This is a genomic window from Candidatus Magnetominusculus xianensis, assembly GCA_001541255.1.
GTDB classification, from domain to species: Bacteria; Nitrospirota; Thermodesulfovibrionia; order Thermodesulfovibrionales; family Magnetobacteriaceae; genus Magnetominusculus; species Magnetominusculus xianensis.
Window position 1 is genome coordinate 49,898 of record LNQR01000004.1, and the last position, 25,704, is coordinate 75,601.

Here is a 25,704-nt window from a genome sequence, read left to right on the forward strand (position 1 = left end):
AGCGCCTATGGTTGAATTTGAATCTGATCTATTGCTGTCAATACTGGACAAGAACCAGGATGGGATTATAGTTATCGACAAGGCAATGCGTGTCGTATTCTGGAACCGCTGGATGGAGAAGACCTCCCGTATCAGAAGGACCGATGTAATAGGCAAGATTTTAACTGAGGCATTTCCAGAGCTTGTCAATACCCGTGTTATGCAGGGGATAGACAGCGCGCTTTCACGCGGGCTGCCTACCACGCTGTCTCACAGATTGACCAACAGGCCGTTTCCCTTGTTTCAACCGGCGTTAGACCCTAAAGTAAGCGAGAGGATGTGTCAGGTTGTCTATATAAGCGGCATACGCCAAAAGGACAAGACATTTATGTGTGTGCTGCAAATCCAGGACGTAACCACTGTGGTATCAAGAGAACAACTGCTGCGCCATCAGACAGAACTCCTTGAGGCTGCAAGAGAAGCGGCCTTCAGCGCGAACAAGGCAAAGGGGGATTTCCTTGCCAATATGAGCCATGAGATACGCACCCCGATGAATGCCATTATTGGGATGACATATCTTCTCTTAAAGACTACTCTGGATGAAAAGCAACTGGACTATTTATTAAAGGTACAGTCTGCGGCAAAGTCACTGTTAGGGATAATAAACGATATTCTGGATTTTTCTAAAATTGAGGCAGGCAGGCTTGAAATAGAGTATATTCCTTTTCACCTTGATGAGGTACTCAATAACATATCTAATTTAATTACCATTAAGACAGACGAGAAGAACCTTGAGTTCTGTTTTTCTATAGCTAAAAATGTCCCATTGGTGTTGATAGGAGACCCGCTGCGTCTTGGTCAGATACTTACAAATCTCGCTAACAATGCCGTTAAATTCACCTCTAAGGGAGAGATAATCATACATATTGAGGCCGAGCAGTTGACCGATGAAACTGTTTACCTCCATTTTTCGGTAAATGACACGGGGATTGGATTGACGCAGGAGCAAATAGGCAACCTGTTTCAGGCATTTAGTCAGGCAGATACATCAACTACAAGGCAGTATGGAGGTACGGGGCTTGGACTAAGCATATGCAAGCGGCTGGTTGAGATGATGGGCGGCAGTATATGGGTGGAAAGTGAGCCGGGCGTTGGGTCATCTTTTCATTTCACAGCCGGTTTTGCAAGGCAAAACGCCGAGAGGAGGCGCTTTCGTCTGCCCAAGGATGAGTACGTTGGGCTGCGTGTCCTGCTTGCCGATGATAACCCTGCCTCGCGTGATATTTTAAAAGACACGCTGGAGTCATTCTCTTTTAAGGTAACGCCGGTTGCCTCTGGCAAAGAGGCCCTGGCAGAGATAAAACAATCAGGGGATAATCCATTCGACCTGGCATTTATTGACTGGAAGATGCCTGAGATGAACGGCATAGACACTATCGAGGAGATTAACAGGCTCCTTCCACAAACTAAAATTCCAAAGATTATCATGGTTACAGCATATGGCAGAGAGGAGGTACTTCATGCAATAAAAGGCGTACACATGGACTCGTTTCTTATTAAGCCCGTAAGCCTGTCCGTTATGTATGATACAATTCTATCTGTCTTTGGTGAGGATACACAGAGGTCAAGCCTTGCATCACCCTCGGCTGACAAGGAAATCGCGGGGCTGAAGCGGCTAGCCGGTGCGCATATACTTCTGGTAGAGGACAACGACATAAACCGCCAGGTAGCAACCGAGCTTTTGGAGATAAAAAGCTTTAGGGTAGATACTGCCGTAAACGGCATAGAGGCAGTCGCCGCTGTTACAAAACACACATATGACGCCGTGCTGATGGATATTCAGATGCCAGATATGGACGGCTATGAGGCAGCCCGCACAATCCGTGCAAAGGAGAAATGCAGAGACCTTCCCATTATAGCGATGACAGCCAATGTCCTCTCAGGTGACAGCGAGAAATGTATCGCTGCCGGAATGAACGCCCATGTGGGAAAACCCTTCGAGCCTGCCGCACTCTATGGCACACTTGTACGGTGGATAAAACCCAGGGAATTTGCAGAGGTGATACCGGCACAGAAAACCCCGTTATCAAGTTCAAAGGGAATGCTGCCATCAGACTTTCAGAAAATTGATACAAAAACGGGCATAAGAAGAATGGGTGGTAATACAGCCCTCTATATAAAAATGCTCAACGAGTTCAGGGAAAAATACAGGGATTTTATGGGCATATTGAAAGATGGATTATCAGGGGGCTGCCCTGACATTTACAGAATAGTTCATACAATGTCCGGAGTTGCTGGCACCATAGGGGCATTCGAGCTCCACCGTGCCTCACAGGGGCTTGAGCACGCACTCAAGGACGGTCATACTGATACGACAGAGTTGGAACCGCTGGTAGCAGCGTTTCAGCTCAAACTCGACGAGGTGATGGAGGACCTGTCACGGCTTGGCAGCGCTAAGCCAGCAGAAGCCGCAAGACTGACTGCCCCCTCAAGAGACATAAAGATTAACGAGGCACTGAGCGCCCAACTGCAGAGATTGGCAGCAACACTTGAAAAAGGCGACGCAGACGCCGCCACTGAGCTTGACGCCTTAAAAGCTATGCTGAGAGATTTGCCGGAAATCGAAGACCTTGCTGAAATCAAGCGCCAAATAGACAACTACGACTATGACAAGGCCTCCGAAACCCTTGCAAAGTTCGCAGGGGTATTAAAACAGGATGTGTCCCTATAAAAAATGAGTGGAAAGAGTTTGTAGTTAATAGTTATAATCATGTAGTACATGCAGCAGGAGGTGACTATGTCTGTTAAAGATATGATTAAAAGTGAGATAGATAAGCTGCCTGAGAATCTTCTTGCAGATGTCCTTGATTATATTCAATTTATTGAAATGAAAAAGGAAAAAGCTCTTCTTATTAAAGCTTGCCAAAATTTATCAGGTCCTGCGTTTGAAACAGTTTGGAATAATGATGAGGATGCTGTTTATGACAACCTGTGAAAAGGGAGATATTGTTCTTGTTCCTTTTCCATTTAGCAGCCATAACGCGCTTAAGAAACGGCCTGCCGTAATCATAATTGGGATGTGTCCCTGCCTCTCTAAAATAAGTAGCCCTTTTCTATCTTATCCAGCACATCTGAGCTGCCCAGAAGTCTGCGGGCGGTATTAAATGAGCTTTTTGCCTCTTTTTTGTATCCCTTGCCGGTCATTGCTGCGTTTATACATCGGTCAAGCCATATTTCGGCAGAGTGGACAGACCAGGGATAACAACTAAGCCACTGCCTTATGGTTGGCAGCGCACGCTCCGGCTGTTTCATTATACGGCAGACCTTTGCCAGTTGTCTTACCCTGAAATGATCGCCTTCTCTGAATGAGATATCCTCAATACACATGCTATATGCCTTTTCATAATTGCCCTTTAGTATCTCTCCTTCTATGGTGAGATATGTCAGGCCGGAGGTCATTTGCCCGTTTAATTCTCTGAGACCGTTAAGAAAAAGAGCCTCTTTGCCATCCATAAGCAGCCGGTTGAGGCATATCTGTTTTGATGTCTGGGTGGCGGGGGATTTTACAGCATTATATATATTCTGATAAAAATCTCCGCCGGATGGTTCACCGAGTGGTTCATTGTGGCCTTTTTCATATCTGTCTGCAGCGTTAAAGGAAAGGAATTTCTCAAGTTGTCTCTGCGTCCCGGACAATAACATGCTCCTTAAGTTCAATCCAGCTGAAGCATTGATGACTTTATTATCCATCCAGTACCTTCTTATGCAGGTTATTTCATCTAAGTTGATTGAGAAGAGCTCGTGCCACGAAAGATTAAGCAGTGGGGCCGTTGCACAGAGTACCCCGCCCTCCGGCGCTGCGCAGATGTCCTTACCGGCATATATATCATCAAAGCCGCTGCTGATACCCTTAGCTTTATGCTGCGCTAAGACTTCCCTGTAGAGTGGTCTTATCCTCTGAGGCGAAAACCTCTGCGCCTGTTCTTTACACTGGTCGGCAGACGGCATATCGTCCATGAGCATATCTATGGCCTCGGCAATCTTATCCGGGGCAGCATCGACACCGCCGCTGACATCATTAACTATATCTATCAGCCTGCCGCAGCCGCCGACAACCTCTGGCAGCCCGTCCCATCGCGTACCTATTACCGGCAGCCCCAGGCCCAGTGCCTCAATTGCAGATTTTGGATACGCCTCCTCTATGGTTACAGATAAGCAGAGCAGCGCCTGTGCCCGTGAAAGAAAGCGTGACTTATTGTCATCTCCTGATATGGTATCATGCAGCCTGACAGTGCGTTTTAGCCTGAGATTGATGAGTTTTTCCCTTAGCAGCAACGCATATTGATGGTAATCCCCTGTTTGGGTATCTCTAAGCGGTCCGGCAATGTCCATCTTTAGCGAGGTCTTTAATAACGGCATTGCCTCAACCTGTCGGTGTATTAGTTTGCCCGGGTCGATTCTCGACAGGGTTGCCAGGCCGCCATTGCGTTTTCTGCTGGTAGTTGGCAGCATATGTATAGGGTGTGGCAGAGCCACTGGGGAGAGTCCCTGACACAGGAATTCTATTGTCTTTTTTCCGCTTTCACTTGGGGCGATTATAATATCGCCGTCAACCAGCAGTAACCGCATCAGCACATATTCCATCGAATAGCAGCCTGGTGCATGGGCCGTAAACATCAGCCTTATATCAGCACGGGACATGTTTCTCAAATACAGTATATATGGAATAAACGGTGTGAGTTCATAGCTGGGATTGAAATAATCATATCCCCTGGTCAATTCCTCAAATCTCTTCGACGCGGTTTCTGCACTATAGGGGTCTTTTATGTCACCCATTACACTGTCGCACCAGGCGGTTAATGGGACATAATCGATTCTGATATCAGGCAGGAGATTCCTTGCATAATCATTTGTAAAAAACCCTGCGCTTACAAGACCAGTCTGCCTGTCAGGTCTAAGCACGGTAATTGGTGCGGCAGCCATGCCCCGTTATCTCAACTTATGACCATGCGTTGGTCGGCAAAGTTAAGCGCCCTTCTTCCGGGACTATAATACTTATATGTATAACCCTCAAGCCCCGGCACCACTACCCTGACGACATTTACCTTATACCCTTCCGGGGTAAGGTCAAAGACAATGACCTGGTTAAGCCCAACCCTCTTCAATCTCTCAAGACATATCAGTATGTCTTCCTCAAATGTGTCCGTTGACTCAGACTTGACCCCAGACATATCTATCGTTGGTGTGACAGACTCAAGCAGCGCAATCTGCCGGTCGTTGTCTGAGAGCTTAAGGCCTGTCAGATTATTCCTGAAAAAATCGTCGCGTGAGCCTGATATATACACAAGTCTCCCCTGAACAGCCTCAGTTATCGCCCTTATCAGGGCTATCTCAGGGTCAAGATGCGCCCCATAACCCTTAAATACGCCAATATTTCTGTTGTGGTCATATAGGTACGCAAGATAAACCGGTATCGCCGTATCGACTGTGCAATCATAGACAATAACATTCACCTGCGCCTCTCGTATCCTCTCAAGCAGATTCAGCACAAGAGGGAACCTTATCGTATTTATATCTGCACGCGGTGGATGATACTTTTGGTATGCCTTGGCAACACTGTGGCTTGTTACCGCGTCACGCTCAATCGTCTCTAAAAGGCCCATGTACACGGCCTCTAAAAAAGTATTACCGGAGGCAAGCCCGTTTGAGCCAAACATAAACGTATGAAGGTCGTCCTTTATGCCATGAGGCCCGCGCATACTCACAGACACGTATGGCACTGCCACCTCCTGCCTGTTAATAATATCATAGCCGGTAGTCCATCTCTCAGTCCTGTTTTCACTGAACATTAACTTGTTGGTAAATGGGAGGTTCTCAACAGGTATGACGCCATACAATGAGCTAATCTCTTTATATGAAAGCAATATTTCCCTGAGCGGCGCCTGCTCACCTACGCAGCGTTCAATGCACTCCATTGCCGCTGATACCTCTGCGGCCTCAAGCGTGAATCCCTTGCCAGCGTCTACAGAAAGGTAGTAGCTGTTTGGGCGAATGGCAAGCACAGTATGAATCCCTATGCGGTCAAGCCCTGTGATGTTTGCAAGGCGGGTCAGACCAATCTCTTTAAAATATGGTTTTATGGTCTCATAGGTCTCTTTTGGGCTTATTGAGCGTTGGGTGCCGTACCAGTAATGTTTTTGTTCCCTGAAGTGCTGGCCGCAGAAAACTATAGATGGAGACAGGCTATCCATTTCCCTTGTCTTTGAGGAAGGCGCTTAGAAGGCCGTTAATGTGGTCACGCTGAAGCTTTGCCCTCAAAAGCTCAAGGTGCAGGTGCTGAAGCCCGGCAAACCCTGCCTCCTCAGCCCACTTCATAGCGTCGGTGTCACTCTTCCAACCCGTGTGTCTTATATGATCAATAAGGAGTTCCCTTACGTCGAGGCGGTCGATTTCCTTAAAGTCAGGATAGTGGGTTTGTATTATCTGCTCCTGATTGACCGCCCTACTGAGCCATTCACCGTAGATGTTACGCATACGAAGCTCATCGAGGACTATCTTTACATTTTTCACAAGGTACTGGCGTGTCATAAACCATTTCTGCATCTTTCTGCACCTAGCGCTGTCATTGATTAGTGTGTTGAACTCCTCCGGCGTCAGGTGGTTGTCCCCTATCCATTTATTTAACTCATCCTTGTCCTGAATGCCTAGTTTCTTTTGAAAGCGCCCCTTTTCTTCTTCTATGTCTTCCTCTGATGCCGTTATATCAAAATAATCTGCCATAAAGACAACAAGCGCCTTGTTTATGGCATTGAAGTTGAAATCGTCAAACCCCGGCATATGCAGGGCTACGTAACTGGCAAAGTTGTCCTGGCAGACATCTGTACCCTCGTATTGCACTGTCCTGTCCCTGTGATAGAGCGCCTTAAACAGGTGAGAATTGACCATAGTGAAGTTACTATTCCCTGTGGCAGCGCTGCCGTCTCCGGGGATGTCTCTGATAGACTCCAGCAGTTTAACGGCGTCCTGTTTCTTTAAATCACAATAGTCTGATTTGACAAATAGTTTTAACTTGTTGATAGTCTCATCTGATAAAATCCCTTTGGTTAATGCAATGGAAAAGATGTTTTGAAATACACGCTCAGGATAGTATAATCTCTTTGCTATGTCAATAAGTACCGCGCATGTGTCGCTGTCTATGAGCTGCCGTGTTAGTGCGTGTTGAAACGTCTTTCTTATGTTTACCATTGGTTCGGAGAGGCAGCGGTATCCATCCTCTTTCGACGAATGTATAATGGCGACCTCGTCGTCGTCATTTATCTGCCCGCTGGCGTACATTTCATAGATTTCACCAACACCAATCATGCCGAATTCTGAAGTTTCAGCGGCTCGCAATGCCCCCATGCTGCTTGAGCCATACACCAGTATGCCGCGCTCCAGCGCATAGAGTATCTCCTTATGCCACACAGACAAGGACTGTCCGAACAGGCCGTCAATAATGCCTATGGCATCTGGTTTATATGTAGTGACGGCACTAAGAAGGCTTGCCTGTTCTACTGGTGGCAGATATACCGCATCAGGCAAAATAGCCCTGGCCTCTTCTACCGGCATGGTTGGACCAAGAAATATTATGGATTTCACTGCCAGACCTCTCTGGCAGCAAAACTGGCAGCAAACTTTTTTGCCCTGGTGCCCGGCGTATAGTGCTTAAACATATATCCCTCTGCGCCAGGCACAATGACCCTCAACACAGGTATACCTATGTCCGGCTTCGTCAGGTCATAAACGATAACCCTGTTAAGCCCGGCACGTCTTAGCTTTTTAATACATAATAAAATATCGCCTTCAAACGTACCTGTGGATTCGTCATGCCTGTCGAAGGCGCTCATGGTCTGGCCTGATTTATTGAAGTAGTTAAGGATTACAGCATTGTCGTCGAGCTTTAGCGACGAGTAAGTATGCCTGAATATATCGTCTCTGGAGCCGACTATCACTAACAGGCGTGATTGAGCGGCCTCGGTAAGTGACCGGACAAGGGCTGTCTCAGGGTCTAAATGAGCGCCCGCGCCCTTATACACCCCCATATGTCTGGAGTTTAAATCATATATATATGTAACAAATACCGGAACCTCTGTATCTACGGTATAATCAAAGATAACAGGGCGGACGTGAGCAGACTCAAAACGCTCAATCAACTTTGTTACGCTGTCATAGCCGATAGTTGACGGGTCAATCCTCTTAAGAGGGCAACTGCGTTTAACGTTTGCCTCTGTATAGCAGGCAATCGCGTCCCTTTCGATAACCTCAAACAGGGCGCTGCTCAGCGCCTCAAGGAAATGATTCCCCGACGCCAGTCCGTTTGAGCCCATTTGGAAGGATATTGTCAGGCCGTCAAGTCCATAGGCATAGTCCAGTGAGACCTGAAGCAGTGGGGCGGCTACCTCGCATTGAGTGGCGATATCCCAGCCCATTACCCATTTCTCCGGCCTGTTTACGTTAAAAATAGAGTGTTTTGTGAGGGCAAGCTGGTGTAGTTCAATAATGTTGCAGCGCTTGCTTAATTCTTTATAAGACGATATAATTACGGGGTAATCGATTGTCTCGGCATGAAATACTTCTATGCTCTCCATTGCCCCTGAGGCCATGGCTGCCTCTATGGTGGCTCCCTTGCCCGATGACGTAGTTATTGTCTTGGCCCCTGGCCTGATGGAGGCGACAACCGGTATGCCTATCCTGTCCAGTCCGGTTATATCTGAAAGCCGCGTAAGACCAACAGTCCTGAAACATGGGGCAATACGCTTAAGGGTCTCAGAGGGAGAGAATGTCCTGTAGAGGCCATCGTGACATTCTTTGGGCTGGCTGTAGAACGCCCCCCGGTAGTTTACCGCATCACCGTTTGCGGCAGACATTTATTATGCTTTTGCGATTTAATTTTTTCATAGTAAAGTCATATGACATGCTGTTTTAGCGCTGCAACAGCGGCAGCTTCACAATGCTGAAAAACCTGTTTACAGCGTAGTGCAGCCTCCGCAGAGACTGTCTTGCAATTTAATTGGGTTGTCTATGCAACGTTAATACAATGCTTAACAAGACTAAATAAGCCTTCGGCACGAAGCCCTGAGAAAATGCCGATGCTTATCAGCGTGAACTAAGCGCCAAGAGCCGCTGCACCAACTCCAACCGCCGTCCATGAGGCAGAAGAGCCACCTGCTACTTTTTCAAGGTCTTTCTCACTTAATTCGCCTTTACCAAGATTGGCATGATGATCTCCGGGTACAACCTGCTTTAACTCGTCCATCGTGAAATCAAAGCCTGCATCCTTTACCATTTTCTTACGTGCAGCTTCGTCTTTGGTAGCTTCCATCTTGTTACGAAATGCTGCATCACTACTCAACTTCTTCATAAATGATGTTGCGCTTTCTACTGACATAATATATCCCTCCATTTTTCACAACTACAACATAGACAACCCTCGCAAGATATGGTCTACTATACATTAAACCCCTGTGAAAGTCAAGTAGCCTGGAGAGTGAATATCATAAGTCCAAGTGGTCTTGACAAAGGGGGTCACTTTAGCATTACTCAAGCATTTTACCAAGATTAAGAAGAATAAGCTCCTTGCCTGCCGGTGTTATTGTCTGGAGTGCTTCAGGATTTTTTATTTCTATTATCTTTTCGCCGTCTCTTGTCAGGTTTTGGCAGACATATATGTCCCGCTTTTGGCTGAACAGCCCTAATGGTATCATGGCCTCTAAAATCACACGAGAGGTGTTTTGTTTGTCGCAGAGTATGACCGCCTTCGGGCATTGCAGGCATTCCTCTGCCCCCTCTATCTGCCTGCCGTGAAATGAAAACACCCTTACGTCCAGCCATGACTCCTTTATTTTTGCAAACGCGGCCTGTATGGACGACACCCCCGGGATTACCTCAAGCACAGAGCCCTTCCCATACCGGTCATATATCTTTTGCGACAGGCTGAATATGCCAGCGTCACCGGTTACTAAGACCCCGATGAGTTTGTCTTCATAGCGGCCAATTAGATTAAGTATCTCTTCTATCCTGTTTTCCTCGATGGCGTTTTCCGATGGGGCAATATCAAGCGCGGTAAGCTGCCCGCGCGTACCAATTAATATTTCACATTCGCGCGCCCTCTTAACGGCAGCGTATGTCATGTATTGTGCCCCGCCCGGTCCAGCGCTTATCACCAGTATCTTGTACATGCCGCCGCTCCTATGGGTTGTTTTTTCATATTGAATAAATACACGCCCACAGATGAAAACCCGTAGAGCGCCCTTATTTTCACAGCTATATCGTATGCCATCGCGTCAAATTTTTTCGTATTTTGCATATATTCAATTATCTCCTCAACCGTGTTATATTCACCCTCAAGACCAAAATATCCTGCAACAAACCCGGTGGCCTGCGGGGAGTTCCCAGAATGTGTGTCGAAATACCCCATCAGGAGCTTTGCCAGTTTCCCGGGATGGCCGCCGATTACAGCTTTTTTAAATCCCTTAGTCATCGCGTACTGAAGGGAATCCCCAATAAAATTGCTCATCTGCACCACATGAACCCCGTGAAATATTGACTTAAGTGACTCCTCACCAATCTTCCCAGGTGACAGATAGACTGTCGATGAGTTCTCCTCGTATGCCACATCGAGTTCACAGGTGATGGCTGACTTTATGGCCTCCACGCTCATCGGCTCCACTATCCCCGTTGTGCCGATTATCGAGATACCGCCTATGATGCCAAGTCTGCTGTTAAATGTCTTCTGAGCAGCCTTCTGTCCCTCTGGTACTATTATCTCCACTTCAATAAGACCGGAGGGGACGGCCTCTCTGACAGCAGTTCGTATCATTGAGAGCGGGACGGGGTTGATTGCGTGTGCGCCGACTGGTACTTGAAGCCCTGCCTTTGTTACAATGCCGACACCGTCGCCGCCTTTTATGATAACCTCAGCGCCGCCATATCTGCTTGGTTGAGTATTTATCAGGCTCATGGCCGCAATTATCTCAAGCCCTGACGTGGCGTCAGGGTCATCTCCGCCGTCTTTGATTACAGAGGCAGCGCTTCTGCCGTTGATGCCATGATGGTGGCTTGCCTTGTGTATTTTTATATCAAGCGTCCTCAGAGCCTCTGGCAGCGTTACCTTGACTTCGTTTGGAAGGTGTCCGGTGAACGCCAATATAGTGGCGGCCTTTGCTGCGGCTGCGGCTGCCGTGCCGGTTGTAAATCCCTTTCTGAGCGTGGGTTTCACTTAGTGCCTTTTAGTTTTTTTTTCTTGACCAGCGCTATGGAAAGATACAGGGGTTCTTTCGGCAACAGCTCGTTTAGTAAATCGAAGCTCTGCTGTCCATCAAGCGTAACCCTGTTTACAAGATATGCGGCATCGGGCGGCTCTGACTTTATGGCCTCAAGAAGCACGGGCAGCTTTTTATTTACCTTCATAAATACAGTGGTCTGATGTCTTTGAATCAGTTCGACTGTCCTTTGGACATCCTCCGGTAGCTCATATACCCCAAAATCACCGCCCTTGCTGGTCAGGGGAATGCCAAGAAGTGATGACGAGGCATTAATAGAACTAATCCCCGGAACATGCACTACATTAATCCCTCGGGCAAGGAGTGTTTCAGTCAGATAGTTCGATGTGCTGAAAATCGTAGGGTCGCCCATGGAAACATATGATACCTTTCGGCCATCGGCAACGAGAGCCTTTATTTTCTCTGCCAGTTCGGTGTATCTCTGCCTCAACTGCTCCTTGTTGTTGTTCATAGGGAAGTAGTACATGATGAGCCTGGAGGAATCCACATAGTGGACGATTATGTCCTTGGCCACACTCCTGCCGAGGGCATCAGACTGCGGGACTATTACATCGTCTGAGGTCTCAAGGATGCGTTTGGCCTTAATTGTTACAAGCTCAGGGTCACCAGGACCAAGCCCTATAGAGTGGACTATGTTATTGTTCATATTTTATCATGCCTCAGCACTTCTCAACGCCCACAGCGACGTTAAGAAGAATATTATACAATAAAACATCATAAGACCGACATATATAAAACTCACCTCGCCTCCGGTCAGGGCTGCCCGAATGACCTTTGTCGAGTACGTCAGCGGAAATACATACACAAGCAGCTTGAAGGCATAGGGGAGCTTGTCGATGGGATAGAATGTGCCGCAGAGAAATATCATCGGCGTAATGACGAAGTTATTGACAAGCGCCTGCCCTGAATGGTCTTTTACAACCATAGAAGTCGTAACGGCAAGAAAGGAAAAAATAAATGTATGAAGAAGAATCGCCGCAAAAAACAGTGGATTAAACGACAGCGAAACATTAAAAATAAAGGCATAGATAAAAATAATAAGCGTTGCCAGAAGCCCGCGAAAGACCCCGAACACCGCCTCGCCAATCACAATCCCTGCATGTGAGACCGGCGCTATGAGATACTCATCAAAAGTATGAAAGTAAAATCTTGATATGTTTATCTCCGCAGATATAGCAAAACTCTGATTAAGGCTGTTCATTGTAATAAGCCCGGGAATCAAAAAGGCAATATATGGCAGCCCGCTCACTGTAACATCCCTGCCAAAGCCCCAGCCAAAGGCGATTAAAAACAAGAGCGGCGACAGAGATGATGAAAGCATTTGTTTCACTGCCCTCTTTCGATAAATCGTCAGCTCCCTGTACAGCACAGCATAAAGCCCGTTAAACATTGATTCTCCTTCCCGTGAGCCTTAAAAACACATCCTCAAGCGTGACCTCTCGTATCTTGCAAGTATCTGTAGATTTCTCAAGCGCAGCGAGGGCAAGTGGTCTGGTGTCAAAGAATTCCTCTTCGATTCCTTCGCCTTTATAGACCTCAAGGACAAAGTGCCCAATGCCGTTTTTAAGAGCCTCCGGGGTGCCGTCAACGATAATTGAGCCGTCGTTGATTATCAGTACCCGTTTGCAGAGCCTCTCGGCCTCTTCGATATAATGGGTGGTTAATAAAATCGTAGTATTTTTCATCCGGTTTATCTTTACGATGAAATCCCAAATGACGCGCCTAATCTGAGGGTCAAGACCGACTGTTGGCTCATCAAGGAATAGTATCTTTGGCTCATGCAGGAGGGCGCGCAGTATGACAAGCCTGCGCATCGTACCGCCTGAGAAGGTCTTGACCTGGCGGTTGCGATATTCTGTGAGGCCGGAGAAATCAAGCAACTCGTCAATCCGCGTTTTTCTGAGCGCCTTTGGGATGGCGTAGAGAATCGCGTGCAGGTAGAGGTTTTCGTAGGCGGTAAGGTCTCTGTCAAGATTATTTTGCTGAGGCACGACGCCGATGAGTGATTTGGTTTTTTGAGATTCCTGTTTGAAGTCGCTTCCGTAGTAGTAAATCATGCCAGCAGAAGGTCTAATCAGTCCTGTAAGCATCTTAATCGTGGTGGTCTTACCGGCACCGTTTGGGCCTAATAGCCCGACAAACTCTCCTGCCGAAAAGTCAAAGCTGATGCCAGCAACGGCAGTTTTGTCCTTATAATTCTTCTTAAGCCCTGCAACTGTGAGGACGTTGTTGTTATCGTTCATATGAATTTGCTATGAGTGACTGTCATCCTCAAGCAGCATTTCTATTACTTCTTGTAAATTATGGTTGAGTTCATCCAGGGTATCAGCCTGAGAATGCGCGCCAGGAAACCCTGGTACATATCCCACATATAAACCTGTATCTGAACAACGCTCAATCACTGCTGTGTAGGTTTTCATTGTGTCCTCCCTTGACTGGATGATACACTTAATAAGTTTCACTTAGGCATGATATGCGATTTCAATATGTGATGTAAACTTCTCTTCAGTCGTTAAACTTTCCTCTATATCCTCTATCAAACCAAGTGCTACAGCATTATCGAGATACAGCTCGACTGCCTCACGAAGATTTTTTACGGCTTCCGAAATAGTATCTCCGCAGCTCGCAACACCCAACTCAGGGCATTTAGAAACATAACCCTCTTGTTCCTTCCACACAACTACCGTACAATCAAGAACTCTCATGCACTTACCCCGTGTCTCCGGTATGACTGCGCTGCCCTTGTCACAGGATATTGCCGCCAATAATAACCCTCCGTATATCTTTTGTTTTGCCCTTACCGGTTAAAAGCAGGTATTTCATCTCATCTATGTTTTTGTCCTCTGTTATGACTGGTTGCTCATCAACTGGTTCCTTGTCCAAATCTTCACAGTCATGGCTGTTTAAGTGCATCGTAAGTCCTCCTTTATCAGGTGCAGTCTCCAGTTGTCCTGGGCAGCCTCTGTTGCAGCATATTGCTGACATCACAGCAAAATGGCCGGTTAGAACTCCCGGTAAGCGATTTCAATTAGTTTTTATTATACCAGATTCAGGACGAGTTATTGTTGAAAACACGATTAATGACATAGTGATATTTGCAAGGGTTAAATCAAAGACCGCTTAGGGATAATATTTTATCACGCATATCAGTGGCTTCCCACGGCAATTCCATCTCAGTACGTCCAAAGTGACCATACACTGCAAGTTTCTGATAAAAACTTCCCCCGTTTGCCTTGTTTGGCAGGTATCTGAGATTAAATTTCTTTAAGATTGCCGGCAGTCTGAAGTCAAATAACGACGCTATTATATCTTCAACCTTCTGGTCATGAATCTTTCCTGTCCCGTATGTATCGACCTGAATGCTTACCGGCCTGGCAAGCCCAATGGAATAACTCACATGTACTTCGCACTCCTGAGCCAGCCCTGCCGCTATCACGTTTTTTGCCGCATAGCGTGCCATATATGCCCCCACTCTGTCGATTCTAAGCGGGCCTTTGCCGCTTAGGGCAGCATCGGAGTTCCTTGCATAGCCGCCGTATGTGTCCATTGCCTTCTTTCTACCGGTGAGGTCGGAGTGTGTTGCAGGGCCGCCCGTTACAAATGCCCCGTCCGGGTTTACAAAGATACGTGTCTTGTCATCCAGCCCTATGTGGTCATCTCTAAAGGCAGCATCTATCACCCGCTCTCTGATGTCTGCTCTGAGTTTCTCAATTGACGGCACGTCAGAGCCTTCTTGTGCCGCCTGTACTATTATGCTGTGTATTCTGTATGGAAGGCGGTTTTTATACTCTACTCCGACCTGCACCTTGGCGTCGGGGGTAAGATAGGGCAATGTCTTATCAAGATGTGCCCCGGCAAGCCTTGTCGCAATCTTATGGGCCAGCCATATGGGAAGCGGCATCAGAGAGGGTGTCTGATTACAGGCAAACCCGAATATGGTCGCGTTGTTTTTCACTGCTATTTCATCCATCTCAGTGTCTGACATCTTGTGTTCGTCATATTTGCTGTCCGGGTCGGCCTTAAGTTCCCTGAGACTTGTAATTATGCTGCATGTTTTGTCATTAAATGCCTTTTTGTTGTAACCAATCCGGCGTATTACCTTTCTTGCGATATTACCAAAATCCATGACGGCCTTAGAGTCGAACATCGCGGCTATGAACACTATCGATGTTGACACGGCGCACTCGGCGACTATTCTGGTGTGGGGGTCCTGCTGTAAGGAATGATCCACTATTGCGTCACTTATCTGGTCGCATAGTTTATCAGGATGTCCAGGCGTTACGGACTCTGATGTCAGCATAAAGTCATTATTCATAGAGTGTTTACCTCCATAGTTACTGTTTTTGCCGGTCTTTTTGTTGCCTCATTTATTAACAGTGGAATGACTGATGCCGCCCCTGTCACCAGTGCGTCCGTAAGATTTACCGGTGATATTTTTAACAAATTCCTTAGCCCCGGTACAGTAAGGGCAAGAATCTGCAGCAGGAATGACCCTGCCAGTGCAATGTTCATATATTTATTTGGCGGCAGCGTCTCTTTGTCGAAGATGCTGTGTTTGTCCGTGCGGCAGCTTATGGCGTGTAGGAGCTGTGAGGTCGAGAGGCTCAAAAATGCCATATTACCGGCACGCGGCGAAAGGCCATATCTGGCAATGCCATATGTATATGCCCCAAGCGATGCAGCGCTCATCGTCAGAGACTCAAAGGCTATACGCTTGAAATCCTTTACCCCGATTATATCTTCGCCGGGGTCTCTGGGGGGCTGGCTCATTATATCCGGTTCCGGCTGCTCTAACGACAGGGCAATGCCTGGAAAAATGTCTGAAATAAGATTTATCCACAGGAGCTGCATAGCGCTTATCGGGTGACCAAATCCTGCCGCGATTGATGCAAACATGACCATTATCTCACTCATATTCGTAGAGAGAAGATAGCGGACAGATTTCCTGATATTGCTGTATATAGCCCGCCCGTGGCTTACTGCGATTATCATCGTCTCAAGATTATCGTTTTCCAAAATTATATCTGCTATCTCACGAGATACGTCAGTCCCTGCTCGCCCCATCGCAATACCAATGTTAGCAGCCTTAAGGGCAGGCCCATCGTTTATCCCGTCGCCAGTCATAGCAGTAACCCTTCCCGCCCTTTGTAATGCGCGCACTATCTGCAGCTTTTGAGCAGGGCTTACGCGGGCATAAACATTTACATTTTCACACAACGCGCTCACCACATCTGGGCTTAGTTCACTCAGACTGGTTGAATCCATGATTTCAATCTGGCCATCCTTGCCAAGATTCAGCTCCTTCCCTATTGCATAGGCTGTAGGCAGCTGGTCTCCTGTTATCATTACTGTGTCTATAGCTGCCGTGTGAAATGCCTTAATAAACTGTGCAGCCTCTGGCTTAACGGGGTCTGCCATGCCTACAAGCCCAAGCCATGTCAGCCCTGTGGTCAGGTCTGCCGTGTCATCGTCATCGACAAATTTATATGCTACTGCCAGTACCCTCAGCGATTTGCTGGCAAGTATCTCGTTTTCGTTTTGTATCTGTGCCCTTTCGCCATTTATAAATTCATACTCAATGCCGTCTTTCAGATATGACGTACATAAATCCATCACCTCTGCAGGTGAGCCTTTGACAGCGGCAAGTTTTTTTCCCGCAGCATCTCCAAAGGCACTGTCTCCAATGAACCTGTGCAGTGTAATCATGTAATTACTGCCCTCAGAGCGGTGTTTTATTTTTAACAGGGGGTAACTCTTTCTCATATGCAGGACATCCATCCCAAGACCGATAGCAATATGAACGAGGGCGTTTTCTGTTGAGGAGCCATCGATGACATAGCTGCCTTCCTCTTTGCGAATCAGTGTCTCGCTGCAGAGCGTTACCACGTGAACAAGTCTTTCAAGCTCAGGTGACAGGGAAGTCACCATCTGGGCGTCTTCAGAGAACAAACGTCCTGAAGATATGGTGATATTCTGTGACATCGTGACAATACATACGGCCGTCATCCTGTTTAAGGTCAGTGTGCCGGTCTTATCGAGGCAAATTGTCTGGACAGAGCCGAGGGTTTCTACGGCGTCGAGGCGGCGAATCAGGACATTGTGCTGTTTCATCTTATTTATACCAAGCGCCAGCACAGTCGTAGCCATTGCCGGAAGCCCCTCAGGTATTGCCGCAACCGCCAGAGATATAGAGGCCTGAACCATCTCCAGCAGTCCAAATCCGCGCAGAAGACCAGTAACAAATACAAGGCCGCACACACCGGCACAGATAAGCACAAGCTTGTTGCCAATGCGTTCTAATTGAATCTCCATTGGGGTTGCTGGTTGGTCAGCCTCACCGACAAGGGTTTGTATCTGCCCCATTTCTGTGTATCTTCCGGTTGCCGTTACGATGGCTAACGCCTGGCCCCCTGTGACCAGCGTCCCCATATATATCATATTAGTTCTGTCAGCAAGCGGAATGTCCCTTTTTTTCAGCTGCCCCGATTGCTTCATAACCGGCATACTCTCACCCGTCAGGGCAGACTCGTCAACGCTTAACATGTGAGAATCGACAAGTCTGGCATCGGCAGGGATGTATGTGCCAGGCTTTAAAATTATTATATCCCCCGGCACTACCTCCTCAACGCTTATCTCTATTGCCTTGGCGTTTCTTAAGACAAATGTATAAGGTCTTACAAGTTTCTTGAGAGAATTAATAGTCTTTTCGGTGTGGCTCTCAGTTACATAACCTATTATGGCATTAATCAATACCACGCTCAATATAACAATCCCGTCGGCAATCCCGCCAGTGGCAGCCGACAACACGGCAGCTCCCCCTAAAAGCAGCACAGGAAACGAGGTGAACTGCTCAAAAAACATAGCCCACCTTGATCGCACCGCTGCTTCCGGCAGTATATTACGACCATATCCATGCAGCAGCTCCGCCGCGAATTCAGCAGATAAGCCAGTTACCGGTGAGCTGTTAAAGTACGATATGACATAGTCCTTTTTCATGTTTTGCCACGAGATGACATCTTGTTTTTCGTTTAGAGGGTTGTCGTTGAGCCGTTTTTTGATTTCGATACTTTTTGACTGCTGTGATGCTTTGACAGGGGTTTTAATCGGTTTTAAAAGCCCTTTGATAGTTTCTCTTACACTAAAAGGCTGTAAATAAAACTTATCTGCGTCTATGGGATTCTTATAATTACCAACTATGGACTGCAAGTAAGAGGATACTGCTGCTGAAGTGCCTACGTTGTCATAGTTAATCAATACGGTTGCCGTAAGGGTGTTTATGGCAACACTGGTGATGCCGGGTTCTCTGGTAAGATGTGTGAAAATATGCTCTTTCAGGGAATCACAGCGGTAAAGCCCGCGTACTTTATACCTTGCCCTGCCTTTGACTTTGACGTGCATTGGGACTATAGTTTGGCAATTAATATTTGCCTGCAAGGACACAGCTTCGCGGCTTTCCAGAGTTACAGCGCTCATTATTCCCCCATTTGAAATAATTATAATTGCATTATCATATAACCTATGGTTAATATTCCTTGTTTTTTAATAAACAAAGATTTCCCGTTCAGGTGTTTAGCTGCCCGCTTAATCCTGAATTACTTTGCCAGATATTTGGTAAACATCCCGTGTGCGTGCCAGAAGGCGGTGTACCACGGTGGCACTACAAAATTCCCCATGCTGAGCTGATAAACCCCAAAGCCCACCAGTGCGAGAAAGTAGACCCTTGCCAAATCCAGACCGCCGCCGGTAGCAGCCACGGTGCCGCTGTTGATTGTCTTAAACAGCCCGGAGACTTTGTTCGCGACATTCTCGGCTTTCTTGTCAGGCACGGTTATTTTTATTAAACCTTGTTGACCGGTGTAGGTTAAAATCTCGTCGTTAGTCGTATTATGAAGGATTAAAATGCTTGCTGTAATGGGATTGACTTCAACGGAGCTTATTTTAGGATTCCCTGCAAGTGTCTTTTTCATGTCTGCAAAATACTCTGCATCTCCTTTAGCTGCCAGTACTTTTATCCTTAACCTGCCTGGAGATTGATGACACACAATACCTTCATTAATCATCTCTTAGACCACCTTATCCGCAGAGGCAGCCTCTACCAACTCTGCCTTTGCCTCAACAACGAGGTCTTCGACTACCTCGCCAATCTCAGCGGCTAACTCTAACCCTCTGCCATAGGCAATAATACCGCCCTTTATAGCTGCCTTCGTCAACGGTTTCACAACAGAGGCAAGTATTGGTATTATCACAGGAGACAGCACAGCCGCCCCTATTCCTATTGCCAGACCGGATAACGCATTTCCCTTAAACAAATCCATTTATTAACCTCCCTTACAGCAGTGCAGTCATATTTAATTATACGAGAACCGAAAGAAAAGACAGGGCTGTACCCTCCAGTGCCATATCCATAGCGCTGCCAAACAGAACCTTGCTGATAAATCCCCCAGCCTTCGAAAAGGCATTGTGAAGATACTCGTCATTGGATATTGTCTTTGATAAATCGATGCCGCCTCTTTTTTCGAGCATATGCATTATGATCTCCGAGTCGATTAGCTCAGGACAGTAGCTTATTGCAAGGCTGCCTGTCAGGGGATTTGACTTAACGGACTTTACGCCGTCAAACCCTATAAATAGATTTTCGAGAAATTCCCTCTTGTCACCTTTTAGCGCTGGAGACTTTATACGCAGCCTGCCGGGTACGCTGTGGAGATATACTGCCATCCGGTTTCCCTCCTCTTTTCTTTTATCCATTACCATGATATATGATAACTTAGCGGAGATTACAACATTATTAAGGTTTCGTTAAATCTTTATTACTGTCTCATTACAATTATGTTAAATATCGATGGGTAGTCTGAACAAGTTGAATTTGGACAACGACGTACCGCCAGCTCAAGTGCCGCATGCCTTTGTACCCATACCACTAAAAATAATAATGACCTACTACCAAAAAATCAGCGCGCTGTTATATACTTTATAAAGTAGAACCGAACCTATCTGCGGCAGGACAGTGCCGTGAAAAAAATATTGACGGGGGCTTACAATGGCGGTAAATCCACTGGTAGAGCTGCATAAGGCTGGGCAGAGTTTCTGGTATGACAATATCAGCAGGGGGTTGATTAACTCCGGCGCGCTCAAACAATTGATTGACCAGGACGGCGTCAGGGGCATAACCTCAAATCCAAGTATATTTTATAAGGCCATCAAAGACGGCGCTGACTACAACGGGCAGTTAGCTGAATTGTTTAAATACACAGTTCTCACAGCAAAAGAAATCTTATACAAACTCGAAATCGCCGACATCGCCTCCGCTGCCGATGCCCTGCTGCCAATCTATGAATCATCAAAAGGCGTTGACGGCTATGTCAGCATAGAAGTAGACCCGCGCTTCGCCCATGATGCAGAAAAGACAATATCAGAAGCCAGAGAAATTGCTAAACTCATCGGTAGACCCAATATTATGATAAAAGTTCCAGCAACAAAAGAAGGTCTCAAGGCCATCACTCAATTAACCGCCGAGGGCCTTAACGTCAACGCCACGCTGTTGTTTTCAGTAGTGCGCTATGCCGAGGTTGCAAACGCATACTTAGACGGTCTGAAAAAATGCCTCAACTCAGGTAAGCCTATAGATAACGTGGCATCGGTTGCCAGCTTCTTTATCAGCCGCATCGATACTGCCGTTGACAAAATCCTTGACAACAGGACAGAACATGCCCTTAACCCTGCCGAAAAGGAGTGGGCGGAATCGCTTAAGGGGAAGGCTGCAATCTCCTGTGCAAAGGCGGCCTATCAGACAATGATACTGCTGTTTTCATCTGATAAATATATCGAACTCAAGCACAAGGGCGGAAAAATCCAGCGCCTGCTCTGGGCAAGTACGAGTACGAAAAACCCGCGCTACCCTGATTGCCTCTATGTGGAGTCATTGATTGGCCCTAATACCATTAACACTATGCCTGTTGAAACCGTGAAGGCATTCAAAGACCACGGCAAGGTATCCCGCGCTATCGACTTTGACCTCAAGACAGTTGACGAAACGCTGGATTCACTTACGGACTTAAATATTAACTTAGAGACCATTGCGCAGACGCTTGAGGATGAGGGCGTAAAGCAATTCATCGATGCCTTTGAAGCGCTGCTTACGCTGATAGAAGATAAACGAAAAAATCACTGAGAATATAGGGCATCGAGCCTGTCTTTAAATGCCTCGTGGATGTTTTTCCTTCGCAGCTTCAGCGATGGGGTCAGGAATCCATTGCCAGGCATCAGATGCCCGTCGTAGATATAAAACTTCTTAATGGTTTCAAACGAGGCGAGGTCTTTGTTTACCTCGTCAATCCTGCTTTGGATGAGGGCAGTTATTGATTGGTTTATTACCAGCGCTGAAAATTCGGAGAATGTTATGCCGTGCTGTTTTGCATATGCTGAGACGGTGTCTTGCTTGAGTGTTACCAGTGCTGTAAGGTATTTTCTTTCGTTGCCGTAGATGACGATATGTTCAATATAGGGGTCGTCCTTAAAGCGTAGTTCAATGAGCTGTGGGGATATGTTTTTCCCTCCCGATGTGACGATGATTTCTTTTTTTCTGCCCTTTATTTTAAGAAACCCACGCTCTGTAAACTCGCCGAGGTCTCCGGTCTTGAACCACCCGTCCTCGTCAAAGGCTTCTTTTGTTGCGGCAGGGTCTTTATAGTATTCCTTAAAGATATTTAAACCCTTTGCCAAGATTTCCCCGTCGGCTGCAAGTCGCAGCTCTACGCGTGGGAAGGGTTTTCCAACAGTGTCGAAATCAAAGTCGTCCTTCCGGTTCATAGTCAGCGTGGGGGAACACTCGGTGAGGCCGTAGCCTTCAATCAGCAGGAGTCCGGCCTCGTAGAAAAACTCCTTGACCTCTCGTTTCAGCCCCGCCCCGCCGGAAAGACAAAACCTCAGCCGTCCGCCGGTCAGTTCCCTGAGCTTTGCCATCTGCTCAGTCTTGTCCTCAGACGCAGCCTTTGCCGTAAGATACAGCTTTTCCCAGTATGCAGGGACGCTTATAAATATAGTCGGCCTTGCTGTGGGCATATCGGAAAGCACGGTAAATGGTGTTGTAAAGTATGTCGTAAAGCCAAGCGTATTGCCAAGCCCAAGTTCGCCCCAACCGAATATATGCGACATAGGAAGCCAGAGCAGGTCTACACGGGTCTCAGGAATCAGCGGGCTAAGGACATCTATCCAGTCACCGGCGTTTACGTAGAGGTTTTCGTATGTCAGGACAACGCCCTTGGGGGGGCCGGTTGTGCCGGAGGTATAAAGAATCGTAGATACGTCGTCTTTTGTGATTTGTGCGGCAAGACGTGTAAAGCCATCGGGGTCATCACGGAGCAGTCTCTCACCGTCTGCGTACACATCGTCTATGAACACGATTTTATCTTTCAGCTTATCAAAATCAGCGATGCTCTGTGTGAAATCCAGCTTCATGTCCATGAGAATAATCTTTCTGATAGGCGGCAGGCGGTTCCATATTTTAAGCAGCACACTGAGCATGTCCAGTTCTGTTATCAGAATCTCCGAGTCCGAGTGCGTGAGGATATACTCAACCTCCGCTGGTGTGTATGAGTGGTAGACGGGGACGAAGACACCGCGGCAGGCGTGGATTGCCATAAGACAAAATGGCCATTGAAGACGATTTTTCGCATATACTGCCACTTTTGTATTTGGTCTGACGCCCAGCTCTGAAAGATACAGGGCTGCCTTAGATGAGTAAGAGAGAAAATCGCGCCAGGTTACATTGATGACATCAATTTGGCCGCCACCCTGAAGTGGTGCAATAAACCTCACAGCCTCCGGCTCATTATCATTCATAGCTATGAGTACCTGTGCCTCTGTCCTGAACTCTATGTCGTCTTTCATAAATCTTATCCCCTTTATACTATTCTACATTAATTTGTCTAAAATGATAAACCCTAAAACCGATATAGAGAGGAGAAAAAACACATTGCTTTAGGGAAGAATTTATGTTATTATCCAAATAGTGTAAGTCTGTATCATTACCGAAATATCGACAAATATTTTATAAGGAGGACACAACCAATGCGAATGCGCGTATTTATGAATCTCGTCGTCTTAATCTTAGTATTTTCAGCATTAATGTTTTTGAAGGTTATCCCGTGCAACGCCGATTCCCAGTCCCACTATGTAATGTTCATCAACAATTGCAGTTACCCTATCTGGGTAGGACAGTTTGGTGAGACAGCGACATCCCCAAGCGACGGCTGGAAAATGGATAACAGTTCAATTATCGTAAAAACCATAGCAAACGGATGGTCAGGCAGATTCTGGCCACGCACGGGTTGTACTTTTGATAGTACAGGGGTGTGTCCTAACCCTTATGCGGATTGTTGTATTACTGGTGGTTGTATAGACAATGAATCGAAATTCGCGGTGAAGTGCGCCCAGGGCGGAAATCCTCCTACAAGCCTCTTCGAGTTAACCTTGGACTCGCCTAATGACACGGTGTATGGTCCCTATGATACTGTTGACATAAGTTTCGTCGACGGCTTCGGGGTACCGGTGATGGTAACCCCGGTATATCCTTACGACCCACCAAAAATAGGCAACCCCGGTGGTGGAGACAATCCAGACCCAGCCCATTGGTGCAAAACTATGGGGCACACTGCAAATCCAGCCTGCCCTGATAATATGCTGCTTTCAGATGGTGTCTCCTGTTATAGCCCATGCCAATATGCCATAAGTAAACTTGCCTTATCCCCTAAATCGAATACTGTTGCCAATATATGTTGCAGCAACAGCAATGTCCAGAAAGACGGCTATAACTGTATAGATGAAGTAGTTGATGGTAAAACGACAGACAGTTGCTGCGCCCAGGATAAATGGGCAGGCGGTTATGGCTGTAGTCCATATGTTCTTGATAACATTACTTTTAAACAAAAGTATAATGACAATGAAGTGTGCAACGCATTAGACTCTACGAATAAGCGCAGCTACTGGGGCAACATTGCCCCCTCCACAGACCCATTGCTTGGCGCAAAGGCCCTCCAATACGTTGCTAATGTGCATGCTGCTGCTCCAGGTGTGTATTCATGGCAATTTGACGACAAGAGTTCCACATACCACTGTAGGTTGACGACTAGTGTGCTGAACTACGTGGTCGCTTTTTGTCCAAATGATTTCGTTCCCCCAATGATAGCGATTTATGGAGTCTATTCTTATGGCTCTAACAGCACCATCTTCGGGACACCGACAGCACAAGGGGTGACAACAGATGGACAGGGTAACTATGCCCTGCATTTTACCAATGGCACGAGCATTCTATCGGCTTCAGACGGGTATATGTATACTTATATTAACGGTAAATGGGCACATTATACTGACACCATATCCCCTAATGGTGTACAATGGTCTCCACCGAAGTAAGATAACTTGGCAATTCCAGCACAATAGACTTTTGTTTCTCAAATTGAACTGTTGATGTGAAGGAAATGGCAGCATGTTCGCAATTTTCTCTAAAATAATAAACAGGGCAATTTACTTATTTAGAGCAGCTTTGTTAGAATACGGCATTAATTTAGCCGACTGAGGAGGATAATATAGTGGCAAGCTGTTATGTATGTGGAAAGGCAAAGACTGTCGGGAATAACGTCAGCCATGCCAACAACAGGACGAAGCGGTGGTTTCACCCGAATCTTCAGCCCGTGAGGGCAATTACTGACAAAGGGCCGAGAAAGGTATCTATCTGTACGAGATGTCTTCGTTCTGGAAGAATAAAAAAGGCCGTTTAGCAGGCGTATATGGGCAGGCTTCAGAGGGCTGCATCTCTCATAGAATCCCTGGTCGAGCATCTTGGGCTGGGGGATTCGATGAAGCTGGAGCAGATAAAAAACCGTTGGCACACGCTCATTGGCCCGCCAATATCACTTAACACTCAACCCGATTTTTTCAAAAATGCCCAGCTCACAATAAATGTAAGCTCCAATGTGTGGATGGCAGAGCTTCGCTTCCACAAAGACACGATTGTCTCTAAGCTGAAGGACTTCGGCGTAGCCTCGATAAGATTAAGGCCGGGGCCTGTCGAATGGTCAAATCAACTGACAGAGCCAGAGTTGCCGGATGCCGTGTTGTCTGCCGGGGAAATTGCATATGTAGAGTCACTCTCTGCCGATATAAAAGATGTAGAATTAAGGGAGGCACTGCGCAGGACGGCGTTGAAATCATTTGCCAGAATTAAGACGGTCAGTGGTCGATGATTGAGCAGGGGCAATGCGATGGATTGCAGATAACTCTTTCTTGTGATATCCATTTCTACTTTGCTGTGACACCATTACAATGCCCAGCATAATGATTTATTATCTCTGTAGGCTCCAGGTTTATACGCCTATATCCTTTACTGCCTCGTTGTTTTCCTTTC

Annotated in this window: 25 protein-coding genes; 6 read left to right on the forward strand and 19 right to left on the reverse strand. The window is 46.8% G+C overall.

Annotated elements, in window-relative coordinates:
• Nucleotides 1–7: 7 nt before the first annotated feature.
• Nucleotides 8–2,710: a response regulator gene (locus ASN18_RS00920; RefSeq protein ID WP_085050719.1), complete on the forward strand. Its 2,703-nt coding sequence runs from the start codon at nucleotides 8–10 to the stop codon at nucleotides 2,708–2,710.
• Nucleotides 2,711–2,776: 66 nt separating this feature from the next.
• The gene (locus ASN18_RS00925; protein WP_085050720.1) at nucleotides 2,777–2,974 is read left to right on the forward strand and encodes a hypothetical protein; all 198 of its coding nucleotides are present in this window, start codon (nucleotides 2,777–2,779) and stop codon (nucleotides 2,972–2,974) included.
• Between the two features lie 98 nt (nucleotides 2,975–3,072).
• Here the strand turns inward: ASN18_RS00925 and ASN18_RS00930 are convergent, their stop codons facing one another.
• From ASN18_RS00930 to ASN18_RS01010, 18 genes are all read right to left on the reverse strand, one after another.
• On the reverse strand, nucleotides 3,073–4,962 hold the full coding sequence (locus ASN18_RS00930) for a glycosyltransferase (protein WP_085050721.1): 1,890 nt from the start codon (nucleotides 4,960–4,962) through the stop codon (nucleotides 3,073–3,075).
• 11 nt (nucleotides 4,963–4,973) lie between these two features.
• Complete coding sequence (locus ASN18_RS00935; protein ID WP_085050722.1) at nucleotides 4,974–6,230, reverse strand: YcaO-like family protein; 1,257 nt, start codon at nucleotides 6,228–6,230, stop codon at nucleotides 4,974–4,976.
• Nucleotides 6,223–7,617 carry a TfuA-like protein gene (locus ASN18_RS00940; protein WP_085050723.1) on the reverse strand — a complete coding sequence of 465 codons (1,395 nt, stop codon included), beginning with the start codon at nucleotides 7,615–7,617 and terminating at the stop codon, nucleotides 6,223–6,225. Before ASN18_RS00940 ends, ASN18_RS00935 begins: the two co-directional genes overlap by 8 nt.
• The gene (locus tag ASN18_RS00945; RefSeq protein WP_085050724.1) at nucleotides 7,614–8,885 is read right to left on the reverse strand and encodes a YcaO-like family protein; all 1,272 of its coding nucleotides are present in this window, start codon (nucleotides 8,883–8,885) and stop codon (nucleotides 7,614–7,616) included. Before ASN18_RS00945 ends, ASN18_RS00940 begins: the two co-directional genes overlap by 4 nt.
• 239 nt (nucleotides 8,886–9,124) lie before the next feature.
• Nucleotides 9,125–9,406, reverse strand: a complete 282-nt coding sequence (locus ASN18_RS00950; protein ID WP_085050725.1) for a Nif11-like leader peptide family RiPP precursor — start codon at nucleotides 9,404–9,406, stop codon at nucleotides 9,125–9,127.
• Nucleotides 9,407–9,554: 148 nt separating this feature from the next.
• On the reverse strand, nucleotides 9,555–10,196 hold the full coding sequence (cbiE, locus tag ASN18_RS00955; RefSeq protein ID WP_085050726.1) for a precorrin-6y C5,15-methyltransferase (decarboxylating) subunit CbiE: 642 nt from the start codon (nucleotides 10,194–10,196) through the stop codon (nucleotides 9,555–9,557).
• Nucleotides 10,178–11,236 carry a cobalt-precorrin-5B (C(1))-methyltransferase CbiD gene (gene cbiD, locus ASN18_RS00960; protein ID WP_085050727.1) on the reverse strand — a complete coding sequence of 353 codons (1,059 nt, stop codon included), beginning with the start codon at nucleotides 11,234–11,236 and terminating at the stop codon, nucleotides 10,178–10,180. The genes cbiE and cbiD overlap by 19 nt, the downstream gene beginning before the upstream one ends.
• A complete protein-coding gene (gene cobI / locus ASN18_RS00965) occupies nucleotides 11,233–11,946 on the reverse strand; it encodes a precorrin-2 C(20)-methyltransferase (RefSeq protein WP_085050728.1) in 714 nt (237 codons plus the stop codon). The genes cbiD and cobI overlap by 4 nt, the downstream gene beginning before the upstream one ends.
• A 6-nt stretch (nucleotides 11,947–11,952) precedes the next feature.
• Entirely contained in the window at nucleotides 11,953–12,690 is a 738-nt protein-coding gene (locus ASN18_RS00970) for an ABC transporter permease (protein ID WP_085050729.1), read from the reverse strand.
• A complete protein-coding gene (locus ASN18_RS00975) occupies nucleotides 12,683–13,543 on the reverse strand; it encodes an ABC transporter ATP-binding protein (RefSeq protein WP_085050730.1) in 861 nt (286 codons plus the stop codon). Before ASN18_RS00975 ends, ASN18_RS00970 begins: the two co-directional genes overlap by 8 nt.
• Before the next feature lie 9 nt (nucleotides 13,544–13,552).
• A complete protein-coding gene (locus ASN18_RS00980) occupies nucleotides 13,553–13,720 on the reverse strand; it encodes a type II toxin-antitoxin system HicB family antitoxin (RefSeq protein WP_085050731.1) in 168 nt (55 codons plus the stop codon).
• 42 nt (nucleotides 13,721–13,762) lie between these two features.
• Complete coding sequence (locus ASN18_RS00985) at nucleotides 13,763–14,065, reverse strand: type II toxin-antitoxin system HicB family antitoxin (protein ID WP_236861411.1); 303 nt, start codon at nucleotides 14,063–14,065, stop codon at nucleotides 13,763–13,765.
• On the reverse strand, nucleotides 14,046–14,213 hold the full coding sequence (locus tag ASN18_RS16995) for a hypothetical protein (protein WP_157072758.1): 168 nt from the start codon (nucleotides 14,211–14,213) through the stop codon (nucleotides 14,046–14,048). The genes ASN18_RS00985 and ASN18_RS16995 overlap by 20 nt, the downstream gene beginning before the upstream one ends.
• Nucleotides 14,214–14,409: 196 nt before the next feature.
• Entirely contained in the window at nucleotides 14,410–15,615 is a 1,206-nt protein-coding gene (gene metK / locus ASN18_RS00990) for a methionine adenosyltransferase (RefSeq protein ID WP_085050732.1), read from the reverse strand.
• Nucleotides 15,612–18,773, reverse strand: a complete 3,162-nt coding sequence (locus ASN18_RS00995) for a cation-translocating P-type ATPase (protein ID WP_085050733.1) — start codon at nucleotides 18,771–18,773, stop codon at nucleotides 15,612–15,614. Before ASN18_RS00995 ends, metK begins: the two co-directional genes overlap by 4 nt.
• Before the next feature lie 119 nt (nucleotides 18,774–18,892).
• Complete coding sequence (locus ASN18_RS01000) at nucleotides 18,893–19,360, reverse strand: HMA2 domain-containing protein (RefSeq protein WP_085050734.1); 468 nt, start codon at nucleotides 19,358–19,360, stop codon at nucleotides 18,893–18,895.
• A gap of 3 nt (nucleotides 19,361–19,363) precedes the next feature.
• A complete protein-coding gene (locus ASN18_RS01005) occupies nucleotides 19,364–19,615 on the reverse strand; it encodes a DUF5132 domain-containing protein (RefSeq protein WP_085050735.1) in 252 nt (83 codons plus the stop codon).
• Nucleotides 19,616–19,652: 37 nt separating this feature from the next.
• The gene (locus tag ASN18_RS01010) at nucleotides 19,653–20,018 is read right to left on the reverse strand and encodes an HMA2 domain-containing protein (protein WP_085050736.1); all 366 of its coding nucleotides are present in this window, start codon (nucleotides 20,016–20,018) and stop codon (nucleotides 19,653–19,655) included.
• Nucleotides 20,019–20,340: 322 nt separating this feature from the next.
• Between ASN18_RS01010 and tal the strand changes: the two genes are divergently transcribed.
• On the forward strand, nucleotides 20,341–21,471 hold the full coding sequence (gene tal, locus ASN18_RS01015) for a transaldolase (protein ID WP_085050737.1): 1,131 nt from the start codon (nucleotides 20,341–20,343) through the stop codon (nucleotides 21,469–21,471).
• Here tal and ASN18_RS01020 read toward each other — a convergent pair.
• A complete protein-coding gene (locus ASN18_RS01020; RefSeq protein ID WP_085050738.1) occupies nucleotides 21,465–23,189 on the reverse strand; it encodes an AMP-dependent synthetase/ligase in 1,725 nt (574 codons plus the stop codon). The genes tal and ASN18_RS01020 overlap by 7 nt on opposite strands.
• Before the next feature lie 180 nt (nucleotides 23,190–23,369).
• Between ASN18_RS01020 and ASN18_RS01025 the strand changes: the two genes are divergently transcribed.
• The 3 genes from ASN18_RS01025 to ASN18_RS01035 all read left to right on the forward strand — a co-directional run bounded on the left by ASN18_RS01025 (nucleotide 23,370) and on the right by ASN18_RS01035 (nucleotide 25,543).
• The gene (locus ASN18_RS01025) at nucleotides 23,370–24,713 is read left to right on the forward strand and encodes a thaumatin family protein (RefSeq protein ID WP_085050739.1); all 1,344 of its coding nucleotides are present in this window, start codon (nucleotides 23,370–23,372) and stop codon (nucleotides 24,711–24,713) included.
• 176 nt (nucleotides 24,714–24,889) lie between these two features.
• A complete protein-coding gene (gene rpmB, locus ASN18_RS01030) occupies nucleotides 24,890–25,078 on the forward strand; it encodes a 50S ribosomal protein L28 (protein ID WP_085050740.1) in 189 nt (62 codons plus the stop codon).
• Nucleotides 25,079–25,087: 9 nt separating this feature from the next.
• Entirely contained in the window at nucleotides 25,088–25,543 is a 456-nt protein-coding gene (locus ASN18_RS01035) for a DciA family protein (protein ID WP_085050741.1), read from the forward strand.
• Nucleotides 25,544–25,704: the final 161 nt, after the last annotated feature.

What these genes read in the sequence shown, in the direction of transcription:
- cbiE (WP_085050726.1), bottom strand. Translation starts at nt 10,196, where the DNA reads ATGTACAAGATACTGGTGATAAGCGCTGGACCGGGCGGGGCACAATAC.
- ASN18_RS01025 (WP_085050739.1), top strand. Translation starts at nt 23,370, where the DNA reads ATGCGAATGCGCGTATTTATGAATCTCGTCGTCTTAATCTTAGTATTT.
- metK (WP_085050732.1), bottom strand. Translation starts at nt 15,615, where the DNA reads ATGAATAATGACTTTATGCTGACATCAGAGTCCGTAACGCCTGGACAT.
- ASN18_RS00980 (WP_085050731.1), bottom strand. Translation starts at nt 13,720, where the DNA reads ATGAAAACCTACACAGCAGTGATTGAGCGTTGTTCAGATACAGGTTTA.
- ASN18_RS00925 (WP_085050720.1), top strand. Translation starts at nt 2,777, where the DNA reads ATGTCTGTTAAAGATATGATTAAAAGTGAGATAGATAAGCTGCCTGAG.
- ASN18_RS01010 (WP_085050736.1), bottom strand. Translation starts at nt 20,018, where the DNA reads ATGGCAGTATATCTCCACAGCGTACCCGGCAGGCTGCGTATAAAGTCT.
- ASN18_RS00970 (WP_085050729.1), bottom strand. Translation starts at nt 12,690, where the DNA reads ATGTTTAACGGGCTTTATGCTGTGCTGTACAGGGAGCTGACGATTTAT.
- ASN18_RS00995 (WP_085050733.1), bottom strand. Translation starts at nt 18,773, where the DNA reads ATGAGCGCTGTAACTCTGGAAAGCCGCGAAGCTGTGTCCTTGCAGGCA.
- ASN18_RS01005 (WP_085050735.1), bottom strand. Translation starts at nt 19,615, where the DNA reads ATGGATTTGTTTAAGGGAAATGCGTTATCCGGTCTGGCAATAGGAATA.
- ASN18_RS01035 (WP_085050741.1), top strand. Translation starts at nt 25,088, where the DNA reads ATGGGCAGGCTTCAGAGGGCTGCATCTCTCATAGAATCCCTGGTCGAG.
- ASN18_RS00920 (WP_085050719.1), top strand. Translation starts at nt 8, where the DNA reads ATGGTTGAATTTGAATCTGATCTATTGCTGTCAATACTGGACAAGAAC.
- ASN18_RS00945 (WP_085050724.1), bottom strand. Translation starts at nt 8,885, where the DNA reads ATGTCTGCCGCAAACGGTGATGCGGTAAACTACCGGGGGGCGTTCTAC.
- cobI (WP_085050728.1), bottom strand. Translation starts at nt 11,946, where the DNA reads ATGAACAATAACATAGTCCACTCTATAGGGCTTGGTCCTGGTGACCCT.
- ASN18_RS01020 (WP_085050738.1), bottom strand. Translation starts at nt 23,189, where the DNA reads ATGAAAGACGACATAGAGTTCAGGACAGAGGCACAGGTACTCATAGCT.
- ASN18_RS16995 (WP_157072758.1), bottom strand. Translation starts at nt 14,213, where the DNA reads ATGCACTTAAACAGCCATGACTGTGAAGATTTGGACAAGGAACCAGTT.
- ASN18_RS00950 (WP_085050725.1), bottom strand. Translation starts at nt 9,406, where the DNA reads ATGTCAGTAGAAAGCGCAACATCATTTATGAAGAAGTTGAGTAGTGAT.
- ASN18_RS00975 (WP_085050730.1), bottom strand. Translation starts at nt 13,543, where the DNA reads ATGAACGATAACAACAACGTCCTCACAGTTGCAGGGCTTAAGAAGAAT.
- tal (WP_085050737.1), top strand. Translation starts at nt 20,341, where the DNA reads ATGGCGGTAAATCCACTGGTAGAGCTGCATAAGGCTGGGCAGAGTTTC.
- ASN18_RS00935 (WP_085050722.1), bottom strand. Translation starts at nt 6,230, where the DNA reads ATGGATAGCCTGTCTCCATCTATAGTTTTCTGCGGCCAGCACTTCAGG.
- ASN18_RS01000 (WP_085050734.1), bottom strand. Translation starts at nt 19,360, where the DNA reads ATGATTAATGAAGGTATTGTGTGTCATCAATCTCCAGGCAGGTTAAGG.
- ASN18_RS00930 (WP_085050721.1), bottom strand. Translation starts at nt 4,962, where the DNA reads ATGGCTGCCGCACCAATTACCGTGCTTAGACCTGACAGGCAGACTGGT.